Source organism: Pseudofrankia asymbiotica, assembly GCF_001983105.1.
Lineage (GTDB): Bacteria > Actinomycetota > Actinomycetes > Frankiales > Frankiaceae > Pseudofrankia > Pseudofrankia asymbiotica.
The window spans coordinates 20,688-42,691 of record NZ_MOMC01000016.1; the positions used below are offsets into that span (position 1 = coordinate 20,688).

At 73.0% G+C, this 22,004-nt stretch carries 14 protein-coding genes; 7 read left to right on the forward strand and 7 right to left on the reverse strand.

Features of this window, described 5'->3' with window-relative positions:
- Window positions 1-3: 3 nt before the first annotated feature.
- Window positions 4-843: a helix-turn-helix domain-containing protein gene (locus BL253_RS09040; protein WP_076815445.1), complete on the reverse strand. Its 840-nt coding sequence runs from the start codon at window positions 841-843 to the stop codon at window positions 4-6.
- Between the two features lie 665 nt (window positions 844-1,508).
- On the opposite strand from BL253_RS09040, the gene BL253_RS09045 reads away from it, so the two are divergent.
- The 4 genes from BL253_RS09045 to BL253_RS09060 all read left to right on the forward strand — a co-directional run bounded on the left by BL253_RS09045 (window position 1,509) and on the right by BL253_RS09060 (window position 9,342).
- Entirely contained in the window at window positions 1,509-3,344 is a 1,836-nt protein-coding gene (locus BL253_RS09045) for a protein kinase domain-containing protein (protein ID WP_076815447.1), read from the forward strand.
- 403 nt (window positions 3,345-3,747) lie between these two features.
- Window positions 3,748-5,514 carry a serine/threonine-protein kinase gene (locus tag BL253_RS09050; RefSeq protein ID WP_081438141.1) on the forward strand — a complete coding sequence of 589 codons (1,767 nt, stop codon included), beginning with the start codon at window positions 3,748-3,750 and terminating at the stop codon, window positions 5,512-5,514.
- A gap of 767 nt (window positions 5,515-6,281) precedes the next feature.
- Entirely contained in the window at window positions 6,282-7,751 is a 1,470-nt protein-coding gene (gene lat, locus BL253_RS09055; RefSeq protein WP_241834668.1) for an L-lysine 6-transaminase, read from the forward strand.
- 31 nt (window positions 7,752-7,782) lie between these two features.
- Window positions 7,783-9,342: an aldehyde dehydrogenase family protein gene (locus BL253_RS09060; protein WP_076815451.1), complete on the forward strand. Its 1,560-nt coding sequence runs from the start codon at window positions 7,783-7,785 to the stop codon at window positions 9,340-9,342.
- Between the two features lie 247 nt (window positions 9,343-9,589).
- On the opposite strand, the gene BL253_RS43575 is transcribed toward BL253_RS09060, so the two are convergent.
- Window positions 9,590-9,985, reverse strand: coding sequence for a hypothetical protein (locus BL253_RS43575; RefSeq protein ID WP_241834673.1), 396 nt, complete (start codon window positions 9,983-9,985; stop codon window positions 9,590-9,592).
- Between BL253_RS43575 and BL253_RS09065 the strand changes: the two genes are divergently transcribed.
- A complete protein-coding gene (locus BL253_RS09065) occupies window positions 9,984-10,619 on the forward strand; it encodes a pectate lyase (protein WP_241834669.1) in 636 nt (211 codons plus the stop codon). The genes BL253_RS43575 and BL253_RS09065 overlap by 2 nt on opposite strands.
- Window positions 10,620-10,721: 102 nt before the next feature.
- On the opposite strand, the gene BL253_RS09070 is transcribed toward BL253_RS09065, so the two are convergent.
- From BL253_RS09070 to BL253_RS42860, 5 genes are all read right to left on the reverse strand, one after another.
- Window positions 10,722-12,677 (reverse strand): RecQ family ATP-dependent DNA helicase, encoded by a 1,956-nt coding sequence (locus BL253_RS09070; RefSeq protein ID WP_241834643.1) that lies wholly within the window; start codon window positions 12,675-12,677, stop codon window positions 10,722-10,724.
- A gap of 63 nt (window positions 12,678-12,740) precedes the next feature.
- Window positions 12,741-14,750 carry an ATP-dependent zinc metalloprotease FtsH gene (gene ftsH, locus BL253_RS09075; RefSeq protein WP_076815453.1) on the reverse strand — a complete coding sequence of 670 codons (2,010 nt, stop codon included), beginning with the start codon at window positions 14,748-14,750 and terminating at the stop codon, window positions 12,741-12,743.
- 190 nt (window positions 14,751-14,940) lie between these two features.
- On the reverse strand, window positions 14,941-15,834 hold the full coding sequence (gene ypfJ / locus BL253_RS09080; RefSeq protein WP_076815455.1) for a KPN_02809 family neutral zinc metallopeptidase: 894 nt from the start codon (window positions 15,832-15,834) through the stop codon (window positions 14,941-14,943).
- Window positions 15,835-16,226: 392 nt separating this feature from the next.
- Window positions 16,227-16,442 carry a hypothetical protein gene (locus tag BL253_RS09085; RefSeq protein ID WP_241834644.1) on the reverse strand — a complete coding sequence of 72 codons (216 nt, stop codon included), beginning with the start codon at window positions 16,440-16,442 and terminating at the stop codon, window positions 16,227-16,229.
- A gap of 265 nt (window positions 16,443-16,707) precedes the next feature.
- Entirely contained in the window at window positions 16,708-16,881 is a 174-nt protein-coding gene (locus BL253_RS42860) for a hypothetical protein (RefSeq protein WP_198946221.1), read from the reverse strand.
- Window positions 16,882-17,096: 215 nt separating this feature from the next.
- Between BL253_RS42860 and BL253_RS09090 the strand changes: the two genes are divergently transcribed.
- Complete coding sequence (locus tag BL253_RS09090; protein ID WP_076815459.1) at window positions 17,097-18,128, forward strand: alpha/beta fold hydrolase; 1,032 nt, start codon at window positions 17,097-17,099, stop codon at window positions 18,126-18,128.
- 304 nt (window positions 18,129-18,432) lie between these two features.
- Window positions 18,433-21,954 carry a DNA polymerase III subunit alpha gene (dnaE, locus tag BL253_RS09095; protein WP_076815461.1) on the forward strand — a complete coding sequence of 1,174 codons (3,522 nt, stop codon included), beginning with the start codon at window positions 18,433-18,435 and terminating at the stop codon, window positions 21,952-21,954.
- The last annotated feature ends 50 nt before the right edge of the window (window positions 21,955-22,004 follow it).

Below are 22,004 nucleotides of genomic sequence, written 5' to 3' on the forward strand. Positions count from 1 at the left end.
CGCTCAGCCCTCGACCATGATCAGATGCTTGGCCTGGCCGCCGATCTCGACGGCGTCACGCTGGTCGGCACCCGTCAGCGCCTTCTGGTCCTCGTTCGGCGCTACGGTCACTCCCGGCCCGCGGTTCATCCGCCGCAGCGCCGCGTCGACGTCGGCACGGGCGAGATCCGCCCCGAGCCGCGGCCGCAGGTCCGCGAGCCGTACCCAGTCTCCGGGCCACCGGGCCAGCGTCCCGTACACCGTCCTGATCCGCCGGTCTACCTCGTCCCCGACCTCGCCTGCCTCAGAGCCAGCCTCCGCTGTCCCCGAGCCAGCCTCCGCTGCCCCCGGGCCAACCTCGCCAGCTCCAGGACCAGCCTCGCCGGCACCAGCCCCGCTCCCGGCCATGCCCACGGCGGGAGTGGCCCCCGGCCGGCCGGCCGGGTCCGGGCGCGTCGGCGCGCCCTCGCTGGCGGGCCTGGGCCGGAAGACGTCGGCCAGGGTGAGGCCCGTGCGGTCGAGATGATCGGCGAGAGCGGCGAGCAGCGCGTGGACGGCGCCGGGTGGGATGCTCCCGGACCGACCGGCCGGGGGCGCGGCGATCTCACGGCGGCAGCGGGCCCAGCCGGCGTCGGTCAGCTCGTGGACGTAGGACCGGCCCGCCCGGCGGCTGGTGACGAGCCCGAGGCTGTTCAGCCGGCGGCGGTCGGCGCCGTCGAGCGAGAGCCGGAAACGGGCGGCCAGCTCCGAATTGGGCACGGGCCGGTCCTCGGCCATGAGCGTGAGCAGGATGCCGACCTGGCCGCCCGTGAGCCGGTCCGCGGGCCGCCCGCCGTCGCGCTCGACCGGCTTCTCCCCCGACATCCGCCAGACCCTCTCCGCGTGCCTCGACCAGCGCTCCAGGCCGCCTCAGCCCGTCCCGGCACCGGCGTGCCAGCCCCGCGTCGGGCGCGTGCGAGCACGGCCGGCGGGTGCGCCCGGTGCGGGACGCGGTCAAGAGGCGCGAAACGTGACTTCAGCGTTCTAGGTTGGCACATCGCCACCGGGGCGCGGGCCGCGCCCTCCACCGTCGGCCGGACCTTCGAAGCAGGCGAATCCGGCGTCAGGCGAGAATGCATACGAAGACGACGTGTCCGGGTGACCGGCCGTGCGCGCTGGCGACCCGCCAGCGTGCCCGTGGGGAGGCATATCGCACCCGATGTCGAGGAACCACCACATAGGTACCGCGCGACACGGGCACGACAGCGACACGGGCACGACAGCGACACGGGCACGACAGCGACACGGGCACGACAGCGACACGGGCACGACAGCGACACGGGCACGACAGCGACACGGGCACGACAGCGACACGGGCACGACAGCGACACGGCACCACGACGACACGAGCATCGCCGTGACACAGGCACCACAGCACCGACCTCATGACCTGACATCACCACCAAGCCGCCGGAGCCGGGAGAGCGCGGGGCGCGCCGAGGGCACCGGGCGCCGCGTGACCGAGCGTTCCGGGGAGGAGACGAGCACGCGTGCTGACGCCGCTGGGCAGGGACGACCCGAGCGAGATCGGGCCCTACCGCATCCAGAGCCTGATCGGCAGAGGCGGCATGGGCGCCGTCTATCTCGGGTTCTCACCCGCCGACAAGGCGGTCGCGGTGAAGGTGCCCTCGCCGGCGTTGGCGCGCGACGACGAGTTCCGCGCCCGGTTCCGCCGCGAGGTAGACGCCGCCCGCCGGGTGCACGGCCGCGCCGTCGCCGCCGTCCTCGACGCCGACACTGACGACGAGCGCCCCTGGATGGCGACCGAGTACGTCGAGGGCGCGAGCCTGGCCGAGGCGGTCGCCAGCCGGGGCCGCCTTGACGATCGGCTCCTCGCCGGGCTCGCCGTCGGCCTCGCGGAGGCGCTCGTCGCGATCCACGCCGTCGGTGTCGTGCACCGCGACCTCAAGCCGGCCAACATCCTGCTCTCCTGGGACGGCCCCCGCGTCATCGACTTCGGGGTCGCGAGCGCCAGCGGGGCGACGCAGCACACCAGCACCGGCATGCTCGTCGGCACGATCGTCTGGATGGCTCCCGAACAGCTGCGTGGCGATCGCGCCGGCCCCGCGGCCGACATCTTCGCCTGGGGTGCCTGCGTCGCCTACGCGGCGGCCGGCCGGGCGCCGTTCCACGCCGACAATCCGCAGGCGATCGCGCTCAAGATCATGAACGAGCCGCCGGACCTGTCCGGCGTGCCCGCGTCGCTGCTGCCGATGGTCCGAGCCGCGCTCGACAAGAACGCGGCGGCCCGGCCGTCGGCCGCCGAGCTGCGCGACCGGCTGCTGCGCGGCGTCGCCGCCCCCGATCCCGCGACCAAGRCCGTCGGCGACGACCGCTACGCGACCGCGCTCGCCAGGCTCTGGGAACTCCCCAGCCCGCCACCCGGCGAGCCCAGCCCGCCGCCGGGCCACCCCGGCGCGGTGGGGCCGTACCAGACCACGCCCGGCCCGTACCCGCCGGCGGGGTACCAGCATTCGCCGCCGCCGCGGCCGGCCTATGGCCCCTCGACGCCGCCGCCGGCCTATGGCGGCTCGCCCGGCGCCGGCTACGGCACCGGCGGACATCGCGGTGGTGGCTACGGCGCGTCGGGGTATCGCGACTCCGGCTACCCTGCCGGCGGCGCGCCGGCGGGCAGCTGGGCTCGGCAGCCGGGCCGGCCCGCTTCCGGGCCGCCGCCGCGCCGCCGGTCAACCGGCACCGTCGTACTCGTGGTCGCGTTCGTCCTGCTGCTCGGCGGCGCGGGCGTCGCCGCGTGGGCCCTCGCGAACCGGGACGACGGCGGCTCGCCAGACGTGTCCGCCTCCACGGCCGCCGTCACCACCCCAGTGGACTCGGGCGCGCCCACCGGGCCGTCGACGGGCGGCGGGCCATCGACGGGCGGGCAGGGGACGACACCCGGCAGCCCGTCCCCGACCCGTCATCAGCTGACCGCGCAGGAAGTCAACCAGACGGTCGCCGACAAGGGCTACCGGGCCGAAATGAGCACCTTCGAACGGACCCGCGACCTGAACGTCGTCATAGGCACCAGGGACGTGCCCGGCGGCGACGTCAACGGGAACGACACGACGGAGCAGCTCGCGTTCGTCTTCGCGAACGGCGGGTTCATCGGTTTCGACCTGGCGGACCCCAGCCGTCACATCGAGGTGGTCCAGACGAAGCCCACCTACGTCATCCTCAAGTACGGCGTCTACGGCGTCTCCGACGGCGACTGCTGCCCGAGCAGCTCCGTCCAGGTCCGCTACAACTGGGACGGCAAGTCCTTCCGCCCCCAGAACGAGTCCGACATCCCGCCCTCCGACCCTGGCGTCGACGGCAGCCGCCGCTGACCCGCGCTGGCACGCCGKCATGCTGGCACCTCGGCGCGGATTCACGCCGTCACGCCGTCACGCCGTCACGCCGTCACGCCGTCACGCCGTCAGGCCGTCAGGCCGTCAGGCCGTCACGAATTCTGGACAGCCGGATCCAGGACAGTCCTGATTCACGGCGCGCGGCGCCTACCGCGCCGCGCGTCGCTTTCTTCACCTGACCCCGCTGGCACGGATGGGTGTGTCCCAACACCGACATCTGTGATGTCTGGCAAAGGTGCGGCGTCGCGGGTCGACTGTTGAGAAGGTAATGGGCAGTGGTGGCGCCACCTTCGTGAGGCGACGGCGGCTCTGATTCGGTCGCGACGCCACCTCGGGGTTTGGGGGACTAGTGCTGGCACCACTCGGCGATGCCGATCCGCGCATGATCGGCCCGTTCCGGATGACCGGCCGGCTCGGCTCGGGCGGGATGGGCACGGTCTACGTGGGGTTCGGGCCCGACGACCGGCCGGTAGCGGTGAAGGTCCCCGCGCCCGAGCTCGCCGGCGACCCGCGGTTCCGCGCCCGCTTCCGGCGTGAGGTCGACGCCGTCCGGATGATCAGCAGCAGTTCGGTGGCGACGGTCGTCGACGCGGACACCGAGGCCGAATCACCGTGGCTGGCCACCGAGTACGTCGAGGGCGCGACCCTCCTCGACGCGGTCGCCGGCCGGGGGCCGCTCGCGCCGCGGCTCGTCACCGGTTTCGCCGCCGGTCTCGCCGACGGGCTGGTAGCGATGCACGCGGTCGGCGTCGTGCACCGCGACCTCAAGCCGGCCAACGTCATCCTCGGCTGGGAAGGCCCGAAGATCATCGACTTCGGGGTCGCGCTGACCACCCAGCCGCTGGTTGGCGGCGGCTCGGCCACCGACTCCGACCCCGACCTCACCCAGGCCAGGACCCAGATCGGCCAGCGGATTGGCACCGTCGTCTGGATGGCCCCCGAGCAGCTGCGCGGCGAACCGGTCGGGCCTCCGGCCGACGTGTTCGCCTGGGGCGCCTGCGTCACCTACGCCACCATCGGGCGCTCGCCGTTCAAGGCCGCGAACATCGTCGAGACCGTCGGCCTCATCCAGCACGGCGAGCCGAACCTCGGCGGCGTCCCGCCCGAGCTGGTCGGCCTCGTCCGGGCGGCGCTGGCGAAGGACCCGCGGGAGCGCCCGTCGGCGACGGACCTGGTCAGTGGCCTGGTGCACCGCGAGATCCGTACTCCCCTGGAGTCGGACCAGGCGGCCGAGACCGCGCTGGTGGCGTGGGTCAAACAGCCACCGACCGCGCCCCTTCCCCAGCCGTCGGCCGGGCCGTCGGCCGGGCCGTCGTCCCCGTCGTCCCCGTCGTCCCCGTCCGCTCGTTCCCGGGCCGCCGCGGAGGCGAGCGCGCTCATGGCGACCTCGGCCGGGGAGGCGGTGAACCTCCGGTCCACCCAGGAGCTCCGTGGCCGCCAGCCAGGGTCGGGCCGCCCGGGCTATGCCACCGGCCCGTTGCCGGCCGGCGAGGGGCCGGGGCACCAGGGCGACGGCTGGGCGGATGGGTCCGACGTGCCTACCTACGTACGTCCTCCCACGGGCCCGTTGCCTCGTGGTGGAGGCGGCGGGGCCAGGGCGGACGCCTTCGGGGCGGCCGCTGGGGCCGCTGGGGCCGCCGGGGCCGCCGGGGCCGCCGGGGCCGCCGGGGCCGCCGGGGGCTGGCCCGACGAGCGGGGCCGGCCGGTCGACGTGGTGCGGACCGGGCCGTCGACGGCGATGAAGGCGCTGCTGGCGGCCGCGGTGGTCCTGCTGCTCGCCGGCGGCGTCGTCATCGCGCTGCTCCTGGCCAACGCCGGCGGGGATGACGACCCGGCCGTCTCGGTCGGCGGGACCTCCCCGGCCTCCAGCGCGCCGGCCAGCGCCTCAGCCTCAGCCTCGGTCTCAGCCGAGCCGTCTCCGTCGGACTCGCCCGCCTCCGCCTCGCCGACCCCGTCGCGAACCCCCAGGGCGTCGTCGCGCGCACCCAGCCGTAGCCCGGCTCCCACCGCGTCCACCGCGTCCCGCGAGCCCACCCACACCCCGACGCCGAGCCCGACGGTCACCCCGACCGCCACTCATACCGAGGCGGCCCCCACCACGTCCCCGCCCGGCTCCTCGCCGACCGCCGAGGCCACGGCCGCCCCTTAGACGAGCAGGTCCGAAGTCTGGGCGAGCCGCGGCTGGGCACCGAGTGGGCTTCCAGGATCCCGCCGTGACGCGAGACCTGGAAGCCCACTGGACCGACCCGGGTCATGATTTCTGGGGCTGGCCTCATCCACCCATGGAGTGTGGTGCCCAGGAGGACGGCCTTCGCCCCCACGGACCATGGCCAGATTCCCTGGGGCGCGACGATCCAGGTCGTCCGGTTCCGCGACGGTTGGCGCGCCGGCTTCCAAGGGGGCGGGAATGCGCTGACCGGCCCTCAGCACCCCTTCCGCGCATCTTGTGCGTCCTTGGGTGCCCGGGTGCCCCGGGTGCGCGGTCACCTGGCCGGTCGCCTGGCCGGTCGGATGGCCGGTCGCCTGGCCGGTCGCCTGGCCGTACGGGCGGTCCTTCGTCGCGCGGTGACGTAAAAAACTTGTCAAAATTGATGATCTGATGAAGGATCTCCTGTAGATAGGCGGTCGCGACGGAGGATTTTCTGTCCAGCGTGTTCGGCGTTGTGCCGCCCAGTCCGTGATCCCGCGATCCGGGGAGGTCCCGTGGCCGTGCCCGCGACTGGTACCGCAGCCCGCCGCCGGCCGGGCGCGTCGGATCTGGCCGAGGAGTGGCTGCCCGACTCGCCGGGCTGGGACGTACCGGATGGGCACGGCGGCCGGCCGGACGTCGACGGCAGGCCGTGGCCGGCCGACGACGCGCCGCGCACGACCGCGACCAGAACCAGGACGAGGACGAGGACGAGGACCGGTAGGACGGTGGTCGCGCCGGAGGACGTGCCGGTGGTACTGGGGCGTCATGTGCTGGTGGACGGGCTGGACCTGGTCGTCGACCTGGCCGCGAGCCGCGGGCGGACACTCGTCGACGCCCGCACCGGCGAGCGATATCTCGACCTGTACAGCTTCTTCGCCTCGGCCCCGCTGGGCGTCAACCCGCCGGACCTGGCCGACAACCCGGACGTCGTGGCCGAGCTCGGCCGGGCCGCGCTCAACAAGCCGGCGAACCCGGACGTCGCGACCGTCGCCTATGCCGAGTTCGTCGCGACCTTCGCCCGCGTGCTCGGCGACCCGGGCCTGCCGCACCTGTTCTTCGTCGAGGGCGGCGCGCTCGCCGTCGAGAACGCCCTGAAATGCGCCTTCGACTGGAAGAGCCGCCACAACGAGGCGCACGGCCGCCCGCCGGAGCTCGGCACCAGGGTCCTGCACCTGCGGCACGCCTTCCACGGCCGCAGCGGCTACACCCTCTCGGTCACCAACACCGACCCGAACAAGACCGCCCGTTTCCCCACGTTCGACTGGCCGCGGATCGACAGCCCGGCGCAGACGTTCCCGGTGACGGCGGCGAGCCTCGCGGCCGTGCGCGCCGCCGAGCGCCGCGCCCTCGACCAGGCCGAGGAGGCGTTCGCGCGCCACCCGCACGACATCGCCTGCGTCCTCGCCGAACCGATCCAGTGCGAGGGCGGTGACCGGCATCTGCGGCCGGAGTTCCTGGCCGCGCTCGGCGAGCTCGCGCACGCCCACGACGCCCTGTTCGTCCTCGACGAGGTGCAGACCGGCGTCGGCGCCACCGGCGCCGCCTGGTGCTACCAGCGCCTGGGACTGCGGCCCGACGTCGTCGCGTTCGCGAAGAAGGCGCAGGTCGGCGGGGTGATGGCCGGCGGCCGGGTCGACGAGGTGCCCGACAACGTGTTCCGGGTGCCAGGCAGGATCAACTCCACCTGGGGTGGCGGCCTCGTCGACATGGTCCGCTCGACCCGGATGCTGGAGATCATGGAGCGCGACCGGCTCTTCGACGCCGCCGCGCGCGCCGGTGAGCGGCTGGGCGCCGGGCTCACGGCGCTCGCCGCCGCTCACCCCCGGCTGCTTTCCAACCCGCGCGGCCTGGGTCTGCTGCGCGCGTTCGACCTGCCCGACCGGGCCCGCCGCGACGAGGCGCTGCGCCGCCTGCGCGTCGACGAGCGCGTTCTCGCCCTGCCGGCGGGCGATGTCACCGTCCGCGTGCGGCCGGCCCTCACGATCACCGACGGCGAGATCGACGCGGCCCTCACCGCGCTTGGCCGGGTGGCGACCGCACTGGCTGACCCGGCCGGTGATCCGGGCGATCCCAATGATCCCGGCGATCCCGGTGACGGCGGCGATGGCGGCGAGGGCGGTGTGGCGGCGGGCAGGCCGGCCCAGGCCCTTCGGTCTGCGACCGGGTCGCCGCCCGCTTACGGTGACGAGGCATGACGGCGGACATGACGGGAGACGGGAGCTGACGATGACCCTGGTGCACCCGCCACTGGTGGCGCCCATGATCGAGGGCATCGAGACCGAGGGCCCGACCGTCGCGTCGACGAACCCGGCGCGCCACGGCGAGGTCGTCGCGGAGGTCCGCCTCGGCGGGCCGGAGGTGCTGGTCGCCGCGGCCCGGGTCGCGAGAGCCGCCCAACGCGGCTGGGCGGACGTGCCGGCGCCGGTGCGCGGCACCGTCATCGGCAACTTCGGCCGGCTCGTCGAGGACAACGCGGACGCCCTCGCCCGGCTGGTGACCAGGGAGATCGGCAAGCCACTCGGTGAGGCCCGCGGCGAGGTGCAGGAGATCGTCGACACCTGCCGGTTCTTCCTCGGCGAGGGACGGCGGCTCTACGGCGAGACCGTGCCCTCGGAGATGCCCGACAAGCAGCTGTTCACGTTCCGCGAGCCGGTCGGCGTCATGATGGTGATCACCGCGGGGAACTTCCCGGTCGCGGTGCCGAGCTGGTACATCGTGCCGGCGCTGCTGTGCGGCAACGCGGTCGTCTGGAAGCCGGCCGAGTACGCCGCCGCCTGCGCCCGGGCGCTCACCCAGCTCGCCCAGCGCGCCGGCCTGCCTGACGGCGTGCTCTCGATGGTCCCGGCCTCCGGGGAGGCGACCGCCGACGGCCTCGAGCGGGCGCTCGAGGCCGGGGTCGTCGACAAGGTCGGCTTCACCGGCTCGACGGCGGTCGGCCGCCGGATCGGCGAGCTGTGCGGCCGGCACCTGCAGACGCCGTGCCTGGAGCTCGGCGGCAAGAACCCGATGGTCGTCGCGCCGGACGCGGACATCGACCTCGCGGTGGACGGCGCCCTGTTCGGCGGCTTCGGGACCGCCGGGCAGCGGTGCACGTCGCTCGGCACGCTGATCGTCCACGAGTCCGTCTACGTGGGTTTCCGACGCCGGCTCGCCGCCGCCGTCGAGAACGCGCCGATCGGTGACCCGACCCGCGACGTCCTGTACGGTCCGCTGCTCGACGCCAGGTTCGCCGCCGGCTATGAGCGTCACCTGGAGCTCGTCCGCGGCCACCACTCGACGTTCGGCTCGACCGCCGTCGGCCGGATCGGCGTCGGCGCCCCGCGGCGCGGGTTCGTCGGCGACCCGGCCGAGGGCCTGTATTACCACCCCGTCGTCGTCGACGGCCTGCTGCCCGACGACGAGCTGTTCCGCGAGGAGACGTTCGGCCCGATCGTCGGCCTGACCACCTACCGCACCCTGGAGGAGGCCATCGAGCTGGCCAACCTCCCCGGCTACGGCCTGTCGAGCGCGATCTACACCAACGACCCGGCGACGGTCTTCCGGTTCCGCCGCGGCGTGTCAGCGGGCATGGTCAGCGTCAACAACTCCACCTCCGGAGCGGAGGCCCATCTGCCCTTCGGGGGAAACGGCCGCTCCGGCAACGGCTCCCGCCAGTCCGGCCGCTGGGTCCTCGACCAGGTCACCCGCTGGCAGTCCGTGAACTGGGACTACTCCGGCCGCCTCCAGAAGGCCCAGATGGACACCACCATCCCCGAAGCCGACCTGGACTTCCGCCTGAACAGTTGATCACTGGGATCTCGGTGAGACGCCGGGCTCGTCGACCTGGTTCGCGGTCTGTCGTGCTGACCAGCTCCGCTGATTCTGGTCGGGTTCGTCGGGCGTGCCGTCGCGGCACGGATCGATGCATGAGGCAACCAATTGGGACGCTCGTGCGACTAGTAGGCGGGGAGGGATCCGTCGCGGCTGGCCAGAGGTAGGCGGGGATCGGCCGGTCGCCGATCGAGAGGTCTGCCTTGCAGCGACGACTGAAGGATCATCTGCTCCGGCACGCCGAGCCTGGCCTGACGGATACCCGCCGGGTGAGACCGGCCCGCGCGCGGAACGCGTCGAGAAACGCCGCGGCGCTCGCCGCCCTGGCCGTGGTGGGCGGTGCCGTCCTGATGGCCGGGTGCCAGCCGTTCACGCCCCCGACGGGCGGTGGCGGGACGGTGGTCGTTCCCACCAGCCCATCCGGCGCGCCACCCGGGACGACGGCGACGGCCAGCGCGCCCTCGACCCCGGCGACCACCCCGGCGGCGACCACCCCGGCCGCKCCCGCTGGCACGACGAGGCCGCCGACACCGGCGACGTCAGCCGCCGCGTCCCCCACCACCGGCACGTCCGCGGCCTGGCCGAACGCCACCGGCGAGGTCCGCTCCAGCACCACCATCAAGGTCTCCGCCACCTTCGACGGAGGGCTTCGGCGGTACAGCGGAGTCGGCGACGGTGGGCAGAGCGAGAGCCAGCCGGCCGTGTTCGAGGTGGCGAACGGCGGCACCGTACAGAACGTGATCATCGGTACGCCGGCGGGAGACGGCATCCACTGCCTGGGAACCTGCACCCTGCGCAATGTCTGGTGGGAGGACGTCGGCGAGGACGCGGCGACCTTCAAGGGCACGTCCGCGACGCAGACGATGACGATCGACGGCGGCGGCGCCCGGCACGCGAACGACAAGGTGTTCCAGCACAACGGGCCGGGCACGATGGTCATCCGGAACTTCCAGGTGGCGGACTTCGGGAAGCTGTACCGCTCGTGCGGCAACTGCTCGAGCCAGTACCGGCGCACGGTCGTCATCCAGAACGTCACGGTCACCGCACCGGGGAAGACGATCGCCGGAATCAACTCGAACTACGGCGACACCGCGACGCTGTCCGGAGTCACGATCGTCGGCGACGCCAACAAGAAGATCAGCATCTGTGACCGGTACGAGGGCAACGCCGCCGGCGACGAGCCGGTCAAGCTGGGTACCGGCGCCGACGGGACCTACTGCCACTATTCACCGTCGGATCTCACCTACCGCTGACCACGTAGCGGTCTCGGTCCAGTGCCGAGGCCGACGCGGGCGGCGGGGCTGGCCAGGGTTGGCGTAGCCCTGTCGCCCGAGTATCCGGTGCGGGCGCCCACCCTATTCGCCGTCGCTGCCCTGGCCGACCGGGACGAGGAGGTCGCGGGCCAGGATGGCGGCCAGGGCGAGGGTGCGGTAGCCGGCGTCGTCGAACAGGACGGTGAGGCGGTCACCCTCGTCGCGGACCACCTGGCCGGTGCCCCACTGCTGGTGGCGGACCTTGGTGCTCACCGGGAAGGCGTGCGCGGGCGCCGCCGGCTCGGCCGTCGCCTGCTTCGCCGTCGCCCGTTTCGCCGTCGCCTGCGCGGCCGTCTCCCGTCCGGCCGGCCCGTCCGGCCGGGACGCCGCCGCGGCCTCGCAGCGGTCGCAGTGGCCGCAGTCGGCGTCGTAGGGCTCGCCGAAGTAGGTCAGCAGGTAGCGGCGGCGGCAGGCGCGGGTCTCGGCGTAGCCGCGGATCTCGTCGATGCGGGACCGGTCGACGGTCCGGCGGGCCTCGGCGCGCTCGGCGGCGCGAGCTGCCGCGTCCGCCGGGTCGGGGGCGTCGGGGCGTTGCTCGACGCCGCCGTCGTCCCGCACGGTCAGCGCGCCGGCCTGGACGAGCAGGTCGACGAGCCGCATCAGCGCCGACTCGGTGAGATCCGCCTCCTGCGCCAGCCGGGTCAGCGGGACCGGTCCGTCGGCGTGCGACATCAGGACCGCGATCCTGCGTAGCTGGACCGGGTCGGGCGGGCCGGCGACGAAGAAGCGGCGCAGGCCCAGGTCCTCCGGGCGGAAGAACAGGCACGCGTTGGCCGGGCCGCCGTCCCTGCCCGCGCGGCCGATCTCCTGGTAGTAGGAGTCGAGCGAGTCGGCGACGTCCGCGTGGGCGACGAAGCGGACGTCGGCCTTGTCGATGCCCATGCCGAACGCGGTCGTCGCGACGACGATGTCCAGGTCGCCGTCGAGGAACGCCGTCTCGGCTTGGCGGCGCCGGGTCGCGCTGAGCCCGGCGTGGTACGGCTGGGCCGACAGGCCCAGCTCGGCGAGCTCGGTGGCGATCTCCTCGGTGGCGCGGCGGGTGGCCGCGTAGACGATGCCCGGCTTGGCCTCGACGGCGGCGTACTCGACGAGCGCGGCGCGCTTGTCGGCGTCGTCGGTGAAGGCCCGGACGGCGAGGTGGATGTTCGGCCGGTCGAAGCCCGACACGGTCTCGGCCGGGTCGCGCATCCGCAGCCGCTCGACGATCTCGCGGCGTACCGGTGGCGCGGCGGTCGCGGTGAGCGCGACGACGGTCGGGTGCCCGAGGTCGTCGATGACCTCGCCGAGGCGCAGGTAGTCGGGACGGAAGTCGTGGCCCCAGGACGAGATGCAGTGCGCCTCGTCGATCACGAACAGCGAGGGCTTGGCTTCCTTCAGCAGCGTCCGGATCTCGGGCTTGGCCAGTTGCTCCGGGGCGAGGAAGAGGAACTCGCTGGCGCCGTGCCGGATCGCGCCGAACGCCTCGGCCAGCGCCCGCGTACCGACCTGCGAGTTCGCCACCACCGCGGCGCCCGGCGAGCCGGGCTTCCCGTTCGCGGCGCCGAAGGCGTCGAGCCCGCCGAGGCGTTCGGTGAGCCCGCGGACCTGGTCGCGCTGCAACGCGATCAGTGGCGAGACGACGATCGTCGGCCCTTCGAGCAGCAGCGCCGGGATCTGGTAGACGGCCGACTTGCCGGCGCCGGTCGGCAGCACGCACAGGGTGTCGCGGCGGTCGACGATCGTGCGCATCGCCGCGCGCTGCCCGGGGCGCAGGGTGGTGAACCCGAACGCGGCGGAGGCCACCGCGTCGAGCAGGTCGTCGGTCTCGCCGCCCGCGTCGTCGGCGGCGCTCTCGACGGGTGCCGGTGCGCGGGGCGCCGGTGCTGATGCCCCCGGCGCTGTCCCTGTGGTTCGTGGCGCGGGTACCCGGGCGGGCGCGCCGGGCCTCGCCGCCCCGAGCGTCGCCGTCGCGGCGGTCCCCCCGCCGCGACGCCACCACAACAGCCGTCCGAGCCGCACGCCCACCGTCCCTTTTCGTCCGTTTTGTTCATACCGTCTCACGATCACGGCCGCGTAGACCGGCTAGGCCTGTGGGGCCGCCTGCTGCGCGGGCAGGTCCACGGAGGCGCCCGTCGCCCGCTGGGCCAGCGCAAGGCCCGGCTCGCCGTCGGCCTCGACCGCCACGCCCGGGGAGAGCGGGGAGGTCAGGCGCAGGATGTCGGTGACGGCGGCTCCGTCGATGGTCTCCTTCTCCAGGAGGAGCGCGGCGAGGTGGTCGAGGGCGTCGTGGTGCGTGCGCAGCAGGTCGACGGCCCGGGCCTCGGCCTCGCGCAGCAGGCGGGCGACCTCGTCGTCGACGACCCGCTGGGTGCCCTCCGAGTAGGGCCGGCTGACGAGCTCCTCGCCGCCGAGGAACTGCTGCTCGCGCCCGCCGTAGCCGACCGGGCCGAGCGCGGGGGAGAGACCGAACTCGCGCACCATCCGCGTCGCCAGCTGCGTCGCCCCCGCCAGGTCGCTGGACGCGCCGGTCGAGCCGTAGTCGAAGGCGACCAGCTCCGCCGCCCGGCCGCCGAGGCGGACGGCCAGGCTGTCGAGCAGGTAGGCCTCGGTATAGAGGTGGCGTTCCGCCTCGGGGAGCTGCTGGGTGACGCCGAGCGCCATCCCGGCCGGCAGGATCGTCACCTTCGAGACCGGGTCGGCGTGCTCGGACAGCGCCGCGACCAGCGCGTGCCCGGACTCGTGGTAGGCGACCGAGCGCTTCTCGTCGGGCAGCAGCGCGTTCGACGCGTCCCGCTGGCCGAGCAGGATCCGGTCGCGGGCCGCGTCCAGGTCGGCGGCGGTGAGGATGTCCCGGCCGCCGCGCACCGCGTGGATCGCGGCCTCGTTCACCAGGTTCGCCAGGTCCGCGCCGGAGAAGCCAGGGGTGCCGCGGGCGACGACGTCGAAGTCGACGTCCGCGCCGAGCTGCTTGCCGCGGGCGTGCACCGCGAGGATCGCCGCCCGCTCCGCCTGGGTCGGCAGCGGGACGGTCACCTGCCGGTCGAACCGGCCGGCGCGCAGCAGCGCCGCGTCGAGCGTCTCCGGGCGGTTGGTCGCGGCGAGCACCACGACGCCGCTGCTCGAGTCGAAGCCGTCCATCTCGGCGAGCAGCTGGTTGAGCGTCTGCTCCCGCTCGTCGTTCGCGCCGCCGATCACCGAGCCGCCGCGCCGGCCGCCGATCGAGTCGATCTCGTCGATGAAGATGATCGACGGTGACCGCTTGCGGGCCTCGGCGAACAGGTCACGCACCCGGGACGCGCCGACCCCGACGAACATCTCGACGAAGCCGGAGCCGGAGATGGACAGGAACGGCACCTCGGCCTCGCCGGCGACGGCCCGGGCCAGCAGCGTCTTGCCGGTGCCGGGAGGACCGACCATGAGCACCCCGCGCGGGCCCTTGGCGCCGGCGCGGCGGTAGCGGTCGGGGTTGCGCAGGAAGTCGACGACCTCGCTGATCTCCTGCTTGGCGCCCTCGTAGCCGGCGACGTCGGCGAACCGGGTCTCCGGGCGCTCCGAGTCGGTGATCTTCGCCTTGGACCGGCCGACCGCGCCGAAGGGGCCGCCGCCGGACAGCTGCCGCCGTGCCTGGCGTCCCGTCCAGACGAAGAAGCCGACGAGCAGCAGCAGCGGCAGGAAGCTCAGCAGGACCGATATCCAGGAGCCGCCCGTCTGCGTGCCCTTGACCGTCACGCCCTTGGACTGAAGCTGGGTGGCGAGGGTGGTGGTGCCCAGCGCGGTGGGGATCTGGCTGGTGAACCTGGTGCCGTCCTTCAGCTTCCCGTCGACGGCGCCCTTGTCGTTGATCGTCACCGAGGCGACGGTCCCGGCGTTGACCCGGTTGAGCATGTCCGAGTAGTCGAACGACTTCGTGCCGCCGCCGGACATGCTGGGGACGAACAGCAGCAGCGCCGTGATCAGCAGCCCGATCGGCAGCAGCCAGCTCCGCCAGAACGGCGGCTTCGGCGGCGCGGGCTTCGGTGCCGGGTCCCGCGGCGGGCCCGACTTCGCCGGCGCCGAGTGGTGCACGCCCGGCAGGCGGACTCGTGAGATCACGTCAGACTCCCGTCACAGCGGCCCCGGCCCGCGCGGCGTCCGGCGCCGACGCGCTCCGGCGCCCGCGGAACGTCCGCGGGCCAGCGCGTACTTCAGAGTAATGAGGCGGTATGACAGCCAGGCGGCGCGAACACCTCTCACGCGCCCGGCCCGGCACCGCCCGGCGGCACCGCCGTAGGCCAGTGCGGGATCAGTGCGGGACGGTGCCGCAGGCCTCGAGCGTGGCGCCGCTCGAGCCGGTCTGGAACGCGGTCCTGCGCTGTTCGGCGGAGCCGTGGGTCCAGGTCTCCGGGTTGAYGTCGACACCGGCCTTCTGCTCGATGCGGTCGTCGCCGACAGCCTCCGCGGCGTTCAGCGCCTCGTCGATGTCGGACGGGCCGACGGTGACGTTGCCGGCGTTGTTGGCCAGCGTGCTCCAGACGCCGGCGTAGCAGTCCGCCTGCAGCTCCAGCTGCACCGACAGCGGGTTCTCCTGCGACGGGTCGGCCTGCTGTGCCTCGCGCAGCCGCGCCTCGGTACCGGTGAGCGTCTGGAGATGGTGGCCGACCTCGTGCGCGACGATGTAGGCCTGCGCGTAGCGGCCCTGGGCGCCGTACTGGTCCTGCAGCTGCTTCAGGAACCCGAGGTCGATGTAGACCCGCTGGCCGTTCGGGCAGTAGAACGGGCCGACCTCCGACGAGGCCTGCCCGCAGCCGGTCGAGACGGCCTGCTCGAAGTAGACCAGCGTCGGCCGGGTGTAGGTCTGGCCGTGCCGCTGGAAGTAGCCGGTCCAGACCTCGTTGACCTCGTTGAAGACCTTCAGGACGAAGCAGTCGTCGTACTGGTCGATCGCGCCCGAGGCGTTGCAGCGGGCCGCCAGGTCGGCCGCGGCCGAGGCGCCGGCCTCGGTGCCGCCACCGCCTGTGCCGCCCGCGGGGGCCGACGTGCCGTCGCCGCCGCCGCCGAGGAGCGTCACCAGCAGGTAGATGACCACGCCGATGACGCCGGCGCCGCCGCCGCCCAGCGCGATCTTGCCGCCGGCGCCGCGCCCGCCGCGCTGGTCCTCGAGCTGGGAGGTGTCGACCCGATTGTCGTCGAAATCCATGGCCTGCCTCTCGCGCCGCCCGTCCCGACCCTGCGTCGGCACTGGGCCCGGCCGGAGCACCGATTCTGCCAACCCGGCCGAAGGCCGCGCGAAACTGGTGAAACCGACAGGCAGCGGACGTACCCGCCCCGCATCGATCTACACGGGCGGATCGCGATCTACGGGCGATTCAAGCTGCCCGGGTGCTTCGACCTACACGGGCGGCTCGGTGCCGCGGGACCGCGGGCTGGGCTGGCGACGGGCCGTACTGGCGTCAGCGCGCGTCCAGACGGCGCACCGCTGGCCGGAGGACCGCCCGTCACCTGGCACCGGCCCGGAGGCCGCGGGCGGCTGCTCCCGGGGATGGGCGCAGGTCTGGCGCGGCGCGCGGGGCGAGTGCCGGTCGTGGCCGCTCATACCCTGCCGCGGCCGTCGCAGGAGACGCAGACGTCGACGGCGTGCGCGCCACGGTGCTCGCGCTGGACGTAGCCGGTGCCGCCGCAGCCACCACAGGTGAGCGGCCCCTGGTCGGAGTGCTCGTCCTCGGGAGGGGGACCGTACTTGGCGCCGCCGCGTTTCTCCTCGCGTCCGAACCTCATGTCGCCCTGGCGGCGCCCGGCGGGTCTCATGATCAAAAACCTAGGGTGCTCTCGGCGCCCTGCCAATGGGGCCACCCGTGGTCTCGTCCAGAACCCCACTACGGTGCCGCCCCTGGTCGCGCGGTCGACGTCGGTCCCGAAAGCATGGTCCCGAAGAGCGCGGTTCCGGAAAGCACGGCCCCGGAAAGCATGACGGCCCGCTCCGGCGACCGGAGCGGGCCGAGCACGTCCCGCGGGTGTGCGCGCCTCGGGTGGCCCGAGGCGCCCAGCGACCCGAGACCCTCAGCTGTAAGGGTCAGACCGAGGTGGGCACTCCCAGGCGCAGGCGCTTCGGGTTGGCCACCGGGCCCACCGCGATGACGTCCGACTCGGTCGGGGCGGTCTCGGCCGGTACCTGCTCGGCACCGGCGTCGCGCTGGCCCGGCAGCGCCCAGGCGCCGGCCGACACGGTCGCTTCGTTCAGTTCCATCCGCGAGACCCCCTCTGTTCGCTGACAATCAGTACCGCGCAAGTGGTACCGATACGGGCGCCTCATGACGTCCGTGCCGAAACGGTATCGAGCGGGCGTGGCGACGCCGAGACCCGGATGACCGGGGCGGGAGATAGCTGCGTCACAGTCGGGGCCGCCGCCGTCGTCCTTTGCTAGGCAGGAGGGCGCGGGTTGGGCGGGCAGGGGGAGGGCCRATGGAGGAGATCGATCAGGCCGCCGGGCGCGAGGCACGCTGGGCGGACGTCGACGGGCCGGTGTACTACGCGGACTTCGGCGGGCCGGCGGACGGGCCGCTGGTGGTCTGCGTGCACGGGCTTGGCGCCTCGCACACCAGCTGGTGGTCGCTCGCGCCGCGGCTGGCGAAGCGGGCCAGGGTGCTCGCGTTGGACCTCGCCGGCTTCGGCCACACGCCGGTGGGGGAGCGGGGGAGCGATGTCACGGCCAACACCAGGCTGTTGGCCGGCTTCCTGGCCGCCGTTTCCGGGGGCACGCCGGCGCTGCTGGTCGGCAACTCGATGGGCGGGATGATCAGCGTCCTGCAGGCCGCGGCCGAGCCGGGCTCGGTCGCCGGGCTGGTGCTGCTCTCGCCGGCGCTGCCGATCCCGCGGCTGCGACCGCCGGACGCCTCGATCCTCGGGATGTTCACCGGGATGGTGCTGCCCAAGGTCGGCTCGGTGGTGCTCGCGCGGCGGCGGGTCCGCTACACGACCGAGGAGCTGGTCGGCCAGGCGCTGAAGCGCACGACCGTCGACCCGCGGCGGGTGCCGGCGGACGCGGTCGCGGCGATGGTGGCGCTGTCGGCCGAGCGCGCGGCGGCGCCCGGGGCCGGGCTGGCGAGCGACGCGGCGCTGGTCGCGGCCACCCGGTCGGTCGTCGGCCAGATCGCGCGGCCCGGCCGGCTGGCCGCGGCGGTGGCGGCGGTGGCCGCGCCGACGCTGCTCGTCCACGGGCGCCGGGACCGGCTGGTGCCGGTCGCCGCGGCCAGGTACGCGGCCGCCCGCCGGCCCGACTGGCAGGTGGAGCTGCTCGACGACTGCGGTCATCTGCCGCAGCTGGAGGCGGTCGACCAGACGATCGCCCTGATCGACAGCTGGCTCGACGGCCCCGGCGCCGCCGCCGCGGCGGCCGCCCGGTCCGCGGGGGGCGGCGGGGCCGCCGGGGGCGTGGGGGATGCGGAGATCACGGCACCCGCGGCGCGTGACGACGGCGAGCTCGCCCTGTCCTGACGAGCCAGGCCGCGTCAGCCGGCCAGCCATCGGTCCCGGCCAGCCATCGGCCCGGCGAGCCGCCGGCGGCCGAGGCTGACGCGGCGGCGGACCGGGCCGAGAGCGATCATGAACTGGTGTTCGTGTCGGTCGCGGGGTTGTCAGACCCGGGGGCTAGGCTGCTGGCACCGCCCCGACATCACCCCGATCGCCGGACATCAGCATGATGCCCGCGTTGGGTGTCCTGTCCCTGTGCGCCTCGTCCCGTACCCGCCCTCGGCCCGCGCCCTGGCCCATGGCCCGGACCTCGGATGGAAGGCCCGCCGTGTCCGACTCGTTCGTGCACCTGCATGTCCACACCGAGTACTCGATGCTCGACGGGGCCGCCCGGCTCAAGGACATGTTCGCCGAGGTCGGACGGCAGAAGATGCCCGCTGTGGCGATCACCGACCACGGCTACATGTACGGGGCGTACGACTTCCACAAGCAGGCCACCGCCGCGGGCGTGAAGCCGATCATCGGCTGTGAGGCCTACGTCGCCCCCGAGTCCCGGCTGCTCAAGCAGCGGGTCCGCTGGGGCGAGCCGCACCAGAAGAGCGACGACGTCTCCGGCGGTGGCTCCTACACCCACATGACCATGTGGGCGCGCAACGCCGAGGGCCTGCACAACCTGTTCCGGCTGAACTCGCGGGCCTCGATCGAGGGCCACTACATCAAGTGGCCGCGGATGGACCGCGACATCATCGCCGAGCACTCCGCCGGCCTGATGGCGACGACCGGCTGCCCGTCCGGCGAGGTGCAGACCCGGCTGCGCCTGGGCCACCCGGACCTCGCGCTGAAGGCCGCGGCCACCTACCAGGAGATCTTCGGCGCGGAGAACTACTTCTGCGAGATCATGGACCACGGCATCGAGATCGAGCGCCGGGTCCGCGACGGGCTGATCGACATCGCCCGCAAGCTGAACATGAAGATGGTCGTCACGAACGACTCGCACTACACCTACGAGTCCGAGCGGGAGACGCACTCGGCGCTGCTGTGCGTGCAGACCGCGTCGAYGGTGGCGAACCCGTCGTTCCAGTTCGAGGGCTCGGGCTACTTCCTCAAGAGCGCCGACCAGATGCGCGCGATCGACACCAGCGACGCCTGGCTCGAGGGCTGTGACACCACCCTGCTCATCGCCGAGCGGGTCGACACGTCCGRCATGTTCACGAAGCACAACCTCATGCCGTTGTTCCCGGTCCCCGACGGCGAGACCGAGGAGTCGTTCTTCCGTGCCGAGGTGCTGCGGGGCATGGAGCGCCGCTTCCCGGACGGGATCGACGAGAAGCACCGCGCCCAGGTCGAGTACGAGATCGGCGTCATCCTCCAGATGGGGTTCCCGTCGTACTTCCTGGTCGTCGCGGACTTCATCATGTGGGCGAAGAACAACGGCATCGCCGTCGGCCCCGGCCGCGGCAGCGCCGCCGGCTCGCTGATCGCCTACGCGCTCGGCATCACCGACCTGGACCCGCTCCCGCACGGCCTGATCTTCGAGCGGTTCCTCAACCCCGACCGGGTGTCGATGCCGGACATCGACATCGACTTCGACGACCGTCGCCGCTCGGACGTCATCCGGTACGTGACGGAGAAGTGGGGCGACGACCGGATCGCCCAGATCGTCACCTACGGCACGATCAAGGCGAAGGCCGCCATCAAGGACTCGGCTCGGGTCCTCGGCTACCCGTACGCCGTCGGCGACCGGATCACCAAGGCCATGCCGCCGATGGTGATGGGCAAGGACATCCCGCTGTCCGGGATCTTCGACCCGAACCACCAGCGCTACAGCGAGGCCGGCGAGATCCGGTCGCTCTATGAGTCCGACGGCGACGTCCGCAAGGTCATCGACACGGCCAAGGGCCTGGAGGGGCTGATCCGCCAGGCCGGCGTGCACGCCGCCGGCGTCATCATGTCGGCCGAGCCGATCATCGACCACATCCCGGTGTGGCGCCGGGACGCCGACGGGTCGATCATCACGCAGTTCGACTACCCGACCTGCGAGAACCTCGGCCTGCTGAAGATGGACTTCCTCGGGCTGCGCAACCTGACGGTGATGGACGACGCCGTCCGCAACGTCGAGCGCAACCGCGGGATCACGATCGACCTGCTCGGGCTGGGGCTGGACGACAAGACCACCTACGAGCTGCTCGCCCGCGGTGACACGCTCGGGGTGTTCCAGCTCGACGGCGGGCCGCTGCGGTCGCTGCTGCGGCTCATGCGCCCGGACAACTTCGAGGACATCTCCGCCGTCATCGCGCTCTACCGCCCCGGCCCGATGGGCGCGAACTCGCACACCAACTACGCGCTGCGCAAGAACGGCCAGCAGGAGATCACCCCGATCCACCCGGACCTCGGCACCTCGCTGGACGAGATCCTCGGCACGACCTACGGCCTGATCGTCTACCAGGAGCAGGTCATGGCCATCGCGCAGGCGGTCGGCGGGTACACGCTCGGCCAGGCCGACCTGCTGCGCCGCGCGATGGGCAAGAAGAAGAAGGAGATCCTCGACAAGGAGTTCGCGCCCTTCTCCGCGGGGATGAAGGCGAACAAGTACTCGGACGCGGCGATCAAGACGCTGTGGGACATCCTCGTCCCGTTCTCCGACTACGCGTTCAACAAGGCGCACAGCGCCGCGTACGGGCTGGTCTCCTACTGGACCGCATACCTGAAGGCCAACTACCCGGCCGAGTACATGGCCGCGCTCCTGACGTCCGTGCGCGACGACAAGGACAAGAGCGCGATCTACCTGAACGAGTGCCGCCGGATGGGCATCAAGGTGCTCCCGCCCGACGTGAACTTCTCCGACGCCGACTACACCCCCCACGGCGACAGCGAGATCCGCGTCGGGCTGGCCGCGATCCGCAACGTCGGCGCGAACGTCGTCGAGTCGATCACTCGCACCCGGGGGACGAAGGGCGACTTCACCGCGTTCCCGGACTTCCTCGAGAAGGTCGAGGCCGTCGTCTGCAACAAGAGGACGATCGAGTCGTTGATCAAGGCGGGCGCGTTCGACAGCTTCGGCCATACCCGCCGAGGGCTGGTCGAGCGGCACGAGCAGGCCGTCGACGCCGTCATGGCGGCGAAGAAGCAGAGCGCCCTGGGCCAGGAGAGCCTGTTCGGCGAGGTCGAGGATGACCCGACGACGTCCGCCTTCGGCGCCATGGAGTTCTCCGACAAGGAGTGGGAGAAGTCCGTCAAGCTCGCGCACGAGCGCGACATGCTCGGCCTCTACGTCTCGGACCACCCGCTGTCCGAGGTCGCGCACATCCTGACGGCGAAGGCGGACTGCTCGGTCCCCGCCCTCGCCGACTATCCGGACGGCGCCGTCGTCACGATCGGCGGGATCATCTCCAGCCTCCAGCGCAAGGTCACCAAGCAGGGCAAGGTCTGGGCGCTCACGACCATCGAGGACCTCGAGGGCGGCCTGGAGGTCATGTTCTTTCCCGCTACCTACGAGACCTGCGCGACCCAGCTGTCCGAGGACGCGATCGTCATCGTCAAGGGCAGGCTCGACAAGCGGGAGGACGCGCCCCGCCTGGTCGCCTCCGAGCTGTCCGTGCCCGACCTGTCCGAGCACGCGCTCACCCCGCCGATCGTGATCACACTGCCGACGTCGCGCGTCAACGCGCCGACGGTCGACCGCCTGCGCGAGGTGCTCGCCACCCACCCCGGCACGACGGAGGTGCACCTGCACMTGCAGTCCCCGCACCGCACGACCCACCTGCGGCTCGACGACTCCTACAAGGTCCGCCGCACCCCCGCACTCATGGGTGACCTCAAGGCGCTGCTCGGCGCGTCAGCCGTCGCCTGATCCGTGCCGGGTCGTTCCGGCCTGGCGGCTGGCGGCTGGCGGCTGGCGGC